Below are 7787 nucleotides of genomic sequence, written 5' to 3' on the forward strand. Positions count from 1 at the left end.
TGCTGCGAGAAGATGGCCGCCGAGTCGGTACCCTGCTTGGCCAGCTTCGAGATGATCTTCAGCACGTCGGCATCGGGCAGTTCGGCGATCTCCGGACCGGCCGTCTTGGCCTCGATGATGTACTTCTTGGCATTGCGCAGGGCGCTCAGCCGCACGGTGTCCTTGGCCTTCATGGCCTCCATGATTCCTTTCGAAATCTGTTGTTCGAGTGACATAATCAAAAACTTTAGGTATTAATTGTTATCTGTCAGAAATTCCATCACATCGCGCATCATCCGATCGCGTTGCACACGATCCGTGAGGGCCTCGAACGGGAATCCTGCCACAAAGGTCCGCCCGCCCGAACCGGCTCCTTCCGATGCAACGGCTGCCGTACCGCCGCCCGCATAGCGCATCACCGGGAAGGCACCCTCGCCTGCGGGCTGCAGCCGATCGACCGTTTCGACCGTGTAGGCATCGGGACGGGGCGTTGTGAAGTAGCGGTACTCGCCGCGCGAGAAGGAGGCGTGGGGCGCCACCACCCGGATCCGCCCGCGCAGGGCCTCGGTCTGGGCGCGCGTCGCGAGCAGGCTGTCCGAAGCACAGTGCAGCACCTCGCGGGCGAAGTCGCGGCCCGACTCGGGGGCATCCGCCCGCCAGAGGTCCGTCGTGACGTAACAGCCCGAAGCGAAGAGGTTGCCGCCCTGCCTGAGGTAGTCGGCAATAAGGTCCTGCAGCTCATCGGGAAACGCCTCGAACTCGGGATCGAGCACATCACGTCCCATCGATGTGGTCCGCTGCTTGCCGAGGATCAGGTCCACGGCCCGGTTGCCCGCCAGGTGTTTGTCGCCGCGCAGCACGGCCTGCAGCGAGGCCGAGTGGAACGAGTAGCCGGCCGCCGCAATCGAGCGTCCGTGCAGGGCGGCGTAGTCGAACGTATTGCCGCCGATCACATCGGTCTCGTAGTCGCAGCAGCTCGCGCCGAGGGCCAGCGAATCGACCGGACAGCGCGCCTGCGTCAGGTCGAAGACCCGCTGCGGCCCGATGTAGGAGATGTCGATCCGGTCGGGCACGCCGTTGTCCTCCCCGGCCAGGAACCCGGCCAGCGAGTCGCACCGCATGCTTCGCGGGGCGCTCACCCGGTCGAACCCATTGACGACAAGCACCGTGCCGCGGCTCTCCGGAACCCGACAGGCGGCCACCGTCTCGCTCGGGAGGCTCTCGCCGCCGGCATTGACGGCCGTCACCCGGTAGCTGTAGATGCGCCCCGGCTCCTGATCGGCCATCAGGTAGGGGCGCTCCGTGTATTGTCCGTTGTCGAAGCCGCCGTCATCCACGCGCGTATAGACGACATAACCGTCGGGCACGGCCGTCGCCTCGAGCGAATCGACCGCCGGGACCCACGAGACGCAGACCCGCCCGTCATCGACGAAATCGGTCGTAAGGGCCTCGACGGGCAGCGGCTGCACGACATAGGGCACGTCGTACTGCGAGCAGACGTAGCGCAGAATCCCCTTGTAGACCGCACGGCTGACGAGGAACTTGAAGCGCGGGTCGCTGCCGTAGCGCATGTCGGCGAAATTCTGGTGCGAGAGCAGTTCGAGCAGCATGGTCGGGACGCCCGGCACGCGCGCCTCGTAGTAGGCGCGGTTCCACAGCCCGCGCCGGTTCCACGCCGGCTCCCACGTGCGCCGGATATCCGAGACGACCTGGGTCATCAACAAGTCGGTCAGGTCGCGCGAACGGTAGCGGGCGGCACCGCCGTGGAAGCGGCCGCCCTGCTCACGGGTGTAGAAGATGCCCAGCGTGCCGATCGTCTCGTCGCCGTCGCGCACCCCGGAATCGGAGTGGAAAGCCAGGGCCAGGTCGATCGGGATGCGCAGCCCCGCGGAGTCGGGCATCCGTTCGGATCCGCCCGCCAGCGCATTGACCCAGTGGGCACGCGACATGTAGTCGTCCTTGTAGTCGTCGGTGAAGTTCTTGGGCGAATAGACCGAGGCATCGAACCCGGCCCACTGCAGCCAGTAGCGCGCCCCCTCGCAGAAGCGGGGATAGCCGCTCGTCTCCTCGGGATAGAACGTATCCGCCTGCCGGAGCGAGTCGCAGACCGTGCGGGCGACGTTGCCGTAGCCGCCGCCGATCTTCACGGCATCGGCCGAAACGGTGCGGCCGGCCACGCGCGAACGGTTGGTGAGCGTAACGACCGTCTGCTCGCCGGGCGCGAAGGCGAAGCGCCCGAGGTAGATCCACGTGCCGCCGCCCATCGTCTGATTGACGGCGAACTCCGTATCGCCGCCCAGGTGGTGGACCGTATAGCGGGCATCGTCGGCACTTCCGGGCAGCGACTCGTAGCTGACATAGAGGGCATATTCGCCCCGCTGCGGCAGCGTGGCCCGCCACTCGGCGCGCCCCGTCGGCTGCTGGCCCGCGACCGTGGAGATGCGGCGCGTCGTGCCGTCGCGGAAGGGATTCTCGTCGCCCCGGTAGACCTGGCGCAGGTGGGCGAAGCCGCGGCCGCCCGGCTGCCACGCCCCGCTCTCGGCATACTGCTCCGGGACGTCGTTGTCGGCCAGCACCTCGACCCGCTGCACGTCGCGCTCGCGCGGCAGCAGGACACAGGCCCCGGCGTTCTCAAGCATCGGGACCAGGTAAGGCAGCACATAGCTCTGCGTGTAGAGGTCCTCGCAGGTCTGCCACAGCTGCGAGCGCTGCCACCGCCAGCGGTTCTCCTTCTGGTCGAAGTAGCGGCCGTGGCTTTGCCACAGGGCGATATGCCGGCCCGAAAGCCCCCGTTCGGGGGTTGCGGCGGCCGACAGGCGGGTGACCAGCGGCCGTTCGGAGCGATTGACGAAGGGGACGACCTGCCGTTTGGCGATCTGCTTGTGCAGCACCGCAGCGTTGCGGCAGGCCATCGGGATCAGTTCGCCGACCTCGCAGCGGTCGGTGTAGATCTCGATCCGCGCCTTGCGGTACTCGGCCGGCAGGGCTGCGCGCACCGAGTCGCGCATGGCCCGCACGTTCTCCTCGCGGAAGGGATAATAGGAGAGCCCGATCGAGGCGTAGACCCGCACGCGGCCGCGCGAGGCCTGCATGCTCTGCACCCTCACATAGCCGCCCGAGACCTCGCGGGCCACGATCCGCGTCAGCGTGCGCCCCACGGCCAGACGGGTCGAGGCGCTCACGGCGGCAGCCGGAGCCGCATGCGCGGCACCGAGGGCCGCAAGCAGGAGCAATATGCGCAGAAATCTATTTTTCATGTCGTTGCGAAACAAGGAACATTCCGATCATGGTGAAGGCCGCGTTGTAGACCAGCAGTTCGAAGCCGATCCGGTAGTCCCACGCCTCGCGGGCCCACCACTGCACGAGGGCGCTCAGCATGGGGGCCGCAACGGCGATCCATGGCATCCAGCCGTCGCGGATGCGGCGCCGCGTGAAGAGGCCGAAGAGGAACATGCCGAGGATCGGCCCGTAGGTATAGCTGGCAACCTTGTAGACCAGGTTGATGACGCTGTCGTCGGCCAGGTAGCCGAAGGCGAGGATCACACCCGCCATGGCCAGCGCCATGAGCAGGTGCACGCTGCGGCGCAGGCGCGTCAGCCGCCGCTCGTCGCAGCGGCGCGTACCCTGCAGGATATCGACCGTAAAGGAGGTGGTGAGGGCCGTGAGGGCCGATCCGGCGGCCGAATAGGTGCTCGAGATGAGCCCGACGACGAACAGGATGCCGACAACGGGCGGCAGTCCCCCGTCCACGGCCACCAGCGAGAAGACCTGGTCGCTCTTGGCCGGAAGCTCCAGCCCGGTGTGTCCGGCGTAGAGGTAGAGCAGCACGCCGAGGACCAGGAAGAGGAAGATCACGAAGATCTGGCTGACGGCCGTCAGCACGATGTTCTTCTGCGAGTCGCGCGGCGTGGCGCAGCTCAGGTTGCGCTGCATCATATCCTGGTCGAGGCCGGTCATGGCCACCAGCAGCACGATGCCTGCGGCGAACATCTTCCAGAAATAGCGGTCCGATGCGGGGTCGTCGAAGAAGAAGATGCGCGACATGGGCGAATCGGAGACGGCCTGCACCACCCCGCGGGCCGAGAGGCCGAGCCCGTCGGCGATGAAGACGATCGAGAGGACGAGGCTGCCCACCAGGCAGACGGTCTTGAGCGTGTCGGTCCAGATGAGCGACTGCACGCCGCCCTGCTGCGTGTAGAGCCAGACGAAGGCCATCGTGACCAGCGCGTTGGCCCACAGCGGCAGGCCGTAGTGGTCGAAGACCAGCAGCTGGAGCACCGCACAGACGACGTAGACGCGCAGGGCGGCGCCCAGCATCTTCGAGATGAAGAAGAACCAGGCGCCCGTGCGGTGCGAATGGATGCCGAAACGGTCGTCGAGGTACTCGTAGAGCGAGACGACCCGCAACCGGTAAAAGGTCGGGATGAGCAGGAAGGCCACGACAAGCTGCCCGACGGTGAAGCCCGCAACCATCTCCATGTAGGAGAACGAATCGGCGGCCACCGAACCGGGGACCGAGATGAAGGTCACGCCCGACATGGCGGCGCCGATCATGGCGAAGGCCGCCATGTACCACGGGGTGCGGCGCCCGCCGGAGAAGAACCCGGCGTTGTCGGCCCGGCGGCCCGAGAGCCATGCGACGAGGAAGAGGACGGCGATATAGCCCAGGACGGTGGCGATGACGGCTGCAGGTGTCATGGATGCGGATTCGGTATCAGTTTACGATTCGCCAAAGATACGAAAAAACGCGATACGGAGTCCCCAAAAAACGCGCGATTTTCAGCTTCTCCGCAGCAGGACGCCCCGCGCGGCGCACGATTTCGCGTCACCGGGAGTCCGAATGCCCCGGAATTTGCATATCTTTACGCCAGACACCTAAAAACAGCGGATATGGCATTTTTCAAGGAATTCAAGGAATTTGCGCTCAAGGGCAATGTCATGGACATGGCCGTCGGCGTAATCATCGGCGGGGCGTTCGGCAAGATCGTCTCGTCGCTCGTGAACGACATCCTCATGCCGCCGATCGGCGCGCTGATCGGCAATGCCGACTTCTCGAACCTGCGTATCGACCTCTCGCGCGTGCGCGACGTCACATCGGAAGCGCTCGGTTCGGTGGCCGAGCTGGCCGGAGGCGGCGAGGCGGCGGCCAAGGCGGCCGAACCGATCTACTGGAACTACGGCGCCTTCATCCAGCAGTGCGTGGATTTCGCCATTCTGGCGTTCTGCGTCTTCCTGATGGTCAAGTTGATGAACCGGCTGATGAAGAAACGCGCCGCGACGCCGCCCGCACCGCCCGCACCCTCGAAGGAGGAGCTGCTGCTTACGGAGATCCGCGACCTGCTCAGGGAACGGTAGGCCGATGGCCGGTAACCCCGCGCGGAAAACGAACGGATCGGACGGGCAATCCGCACGGATCACTCGTCCCGATCCTTCGTCTTCGAAGGGGCATACTCCTGCAGCACGTAGGTGGTGAAGATCGGGAAGAACATCATCCCGAGCGACGGCAGCAGCACGCTGAAGAGCTTGCCGATCGCCGTGACGGGAAAGATGGCTGCGCCGACGGTCGTGACATTCATCCAGGCCCACCAGAGCGCGTTGCCGAATCCGTGCAGGTGCGGATTGACGGGCAGTTCGTAGTCGTAGAAGATCAGCGCGGAGATGTAGGTGAAGACGACCACCGTGAAGATGTAGGCCGCAAGCAGGCGCCGCACGCGGTTGCCGACCAGCCAGCCGACGACGATCGTCATGGCCAGGAAGGCCCGCAGCAGCGGAACGAGCCCCAGCAGCATGGCGGCTCCGCGCGACAGCGTCACCCCGCTCCACGAAACGATATTGAGGTACGGCACCGAAAGGAGCAGGTAGAACAGGTTGCGCCAAAAGAACCGGGCGCTCCAGCCGTCGGCTCCCCAGCGGACGAAGAAGTCGCACAGAAAGAGCAGGCAGACAACAAACTGCACGGCCAGGTACGGACGCGAGAAGTGCTTGCCTCCGGCAATCACCTCCCACGAGATTGCCACGAGCAGCAACAGGCCTGCCAGAACCTTGACCGCACCAAGTATTTGCAGGAAACGCGGCCCGGGCGGCAGGGGCCTGCCAGCGCGCGACGCTGAACCGCGGGCAGCCGTGCGGGAGGCGGATCGTCGCCGGGACTTCGAAGCGGCGGCGGAGGAGGAAGGCCGGGACGGACGGCTGTCCGGACGAATGGAAAGATTTTGCGACACGATGTTTGTTTTTTATGACCGGCGCATCATGCTCAAAATCAATGCCACAGGCGAAAAACTTTCCGAAAGGACAAAAATCGGACGTATTTTTTTGGCGAAAGTTTTTGCAGGTATGAATTTTTCTATTACCTTTGCACTCGCTTTCAGCAATGGCGGGATAGCTCAGCTGGTTAGAGCGCATGATTCATAATCATGAGGTCGAGAGTTCAAGTCTCTCTCCCGCTACTGAAAAAGAAGGGCACTTACCTCAAAAAGGCAAGTGCTCTTTCTTTTTTTGCATTTTACAGCCAGGCTTTCGCGGGACGACGCCGGATCGGACGGAAGCGGCCCGATCAAAAGGCTCAGTCGTCGATCACCTCCGCCTCGACGAATCCGTCGTCATCGGACGAGCGGATCTTACGGTTGATCCGCCGCCACTCGAACGACAGTGCGATGCGGAAGATCCCATACAGCACGAACGACACCCCGGCATAGGCCAGTATGAAGATGCCGCCATAAACGGGAGCGGCCAGGAAGACGAACGAGCAGATCAGGCTCAGGATGTTGCAGGCCAACAGCCAACCCCAACCCCTCACTCCGATCCCGGAGAGTTCGCTCGCCTCACAGATACCCAGCACGGAGTGGAACAGCATCCAGAATCCGACGACATAGATCAGCAGGGTCGCGACGAGCGGCAGCGGCATCAACAAAAGCCACACGCCGAAAAGGACCTCGAGCAGCCCCCGGGCCAGGCTCCAGCCCCAGCTGTCGTTCCACTCCCGGTTAGCAAAGGCCCAGAGCACATTGACGATACCGGCGGTGACCAGCACCGCGATGAAAAACGCGGTCATCACGGCCAGCGAGTCTACCGGCACGACGAAACAGCAGACTCCCGTCACGATGCTCAGAATCCCCACGACGAGCGAAACCCACCAATACCGGAAAAGGTTCCGCGTGCGATGCATTTCCTTCCACATAATTCTGTATTTTTTGATTGAACTCAGGCAAAGATAGTCCGGACACAGCGCATCCGCATTACCCCACCCTGCCCGAAAATGTGCAATTTTTCGTATATTCGTCCCGAATCAACCCACAGAAGAGATGAAGGATATACGAAAAATCCGGGCTGAAGAGCTGAAACTGGGTAATTTTGCGTTCATGGACCTCACCGGCCGTGACTCGAAGGAGTGGATCGGCCAGCCGCCGCTCTTCGACGGCGGTGTCTTCTGCCTTTCCCGACGCTCTTCGACGGCGTCGTCTTCGGCTTCTGCCTTTCGGGAAGTTTTCTCTTCCGGATCAACCACCGCGAGTTCCGCATGACGGCCAACGAGGTGTTCATCTGTCTGCCCCGGCACCTGTTCACGGCCACAGGATGCTCGTCGGACCTGTCGGTCAAACTGCTGCTCGTATCGCCCGAATACCTCTACGCGCTGCCCGTCTCCTTCGGATTCGACTGGCTCAAGCATGTCGAGGCATCTCCCCGGCTGCCGCTTCCGGCAGAAAAGATTGCGGATCTGACCGCCCTCTACACCCTGCTGGAACGATACGACACCGACAACAAACAAGCCCCACCGATCCGGGACGCCCTGCTGCTCCCGTTCCTGCTGA

7 protein-coding genes and 1 tRNA gene are annotated in these 7787 nt (G+C 63.7%); 3 read left to right on the forward strand and 5 right to left on the reverse strand.

The annotated features are described in order from the left end of the window. The 3 genes from QZL63_RS10230 to QZL63_RS10240 form a co-directional block, all read right to left on the reverse strand. A partial coding sequence (locus QZL63_RS10230) for a GatB/YqeY domain-containing protein (RefSeq protein ID WP_290586914.1) occupies positions 1–215 on the reverse strand: 215 nt, incomplete at its 3' end. A gap of 18 nt (positions 216–233) precedes the next feature. Continuing rightward, complete coding sequence (locus tag QZL63_RS10235; protein WP_022309203.1) at positions 234–3236, reverse strand: golvesin C-terminal-like domain-containing protein; 3003 nt, start codon at positions 3234–3236, stop codon at positions 234–236. After that, positions 3226–4677 (reverse strand): sodium:solute symporter, encoded by a 1452-nt coding sequence (locus QZL63_RS10240; protein WP_022309204.1) that lies wholly within the window; start codon positions 4675–4677, stop codon positions 3226–3228. Before QZL63_RS10240 ends, QZL63_RS10235 begins: the two co-directional genes overlap by 11 nt. Positions 4678–4869: 192 nt before the next feature. Here QZL63_RS10240 and mscL point away from each other — a divergent pair, with 192 nt between their 5' ends. Continuing rightward, positions 4870–5334 carry a large-conductance mechanosensitive channel protein MscL gene (gene mscL, locus QZL63_RS10245; protein ID WP_022309205.1) on the forward strand — a complete coding sequence of 155 codons (465 nt, stop codon included), beginning with the start codon at positions 4870–4872 and terminating at the stop codon, positions 5332–5334. 59 nt (positions 5335–5393) lie between these two features. Here the strand turns inward: mscL and QZL63_RS10250 are convergent, their stop codons facing one another. Further along, positions 5394–6008, reverse strand: a complete 615-nt coding sequence (locus QZL63_RS10250) for an ion channel (RefSeq protein WP_290587072.1) — start codon at positions 6006–6008, stop codon at positions 5394–5396. Positions 6009–6351: 343 nt separating this feature from the next. Between QZL63_RS10250 and QZL63_RS10255 the strand changes: the two genes are divergently transcribed. Next, positions 6352–6425 (forward strand) — tRNA-Met (locus tag QZL63_RS10255). Between the two features lie 116 nt (positions 6426–6541). On the opposite strand, the gene QZL63_RS10260 is transcribed toward QZL63_RS10255, so the two are convergent. Then, positions 6542–7156, reverse strand: coding sequence for an HdeD family acid-resistance protein (locus tag QZL63_RS10260; RefSeq protein ID WP_022309207.1), 615 nt, complete (start codon positions 7154–7156; stop codon positions 6542–6544). 210 nt (positions 7157–7366) lie between these two features. Here QZL63_RS10260 and QZL63_RS10265 point away from each other — a divergent pair. Continuing rightward, positions 7367–7787: hypothetical protein (locus tag QZL63_RS10265; protein WP_290586924.1), on the forward strand; the 421-nt coding region annotated here is incomplete at its 3' end.

Source organism: Alistipes sp. CAG:268 (genome assembly GCA_000434235.1).
GTDB classification, from domain to species: domain Bacteria; phylum Bacteroidota; class Bacteroidia; order Bacteroidales; family Rikenellaceae; genus Alistipes; species Alistipes avistercoris.

Coding starts and splice junctions, on each gene's coding strand:
- QZL63_RS10235 (WP_022309203.1), bottom strand. CDS start 3,236: ATGAAAAATAGATTTCTGCGCATATTGCTCCTGCTTGCGGCCCTCGGT.
- QZL63_RS10260 (WP_022309207.1), bottom strand. CDS start 7,156: ATGTGGAAGGAAATGCATCGCACGCGGAACCTTTTCCGGTATTGGTGG.
- mscL (WP_022309205.1), top strand. CDS start 4,870: ATGGCATTTTTCAAGGAATTCAAGGAATTTGCGCTCAAGGGCAATGTC.
- QZL63_RS10240 (WP_022309204.1), bottom strand. CDS start 4,677: ATGACACCTGCAGCCGTCATCGCCACCGTCCTGGGCTATATCGCCGTC.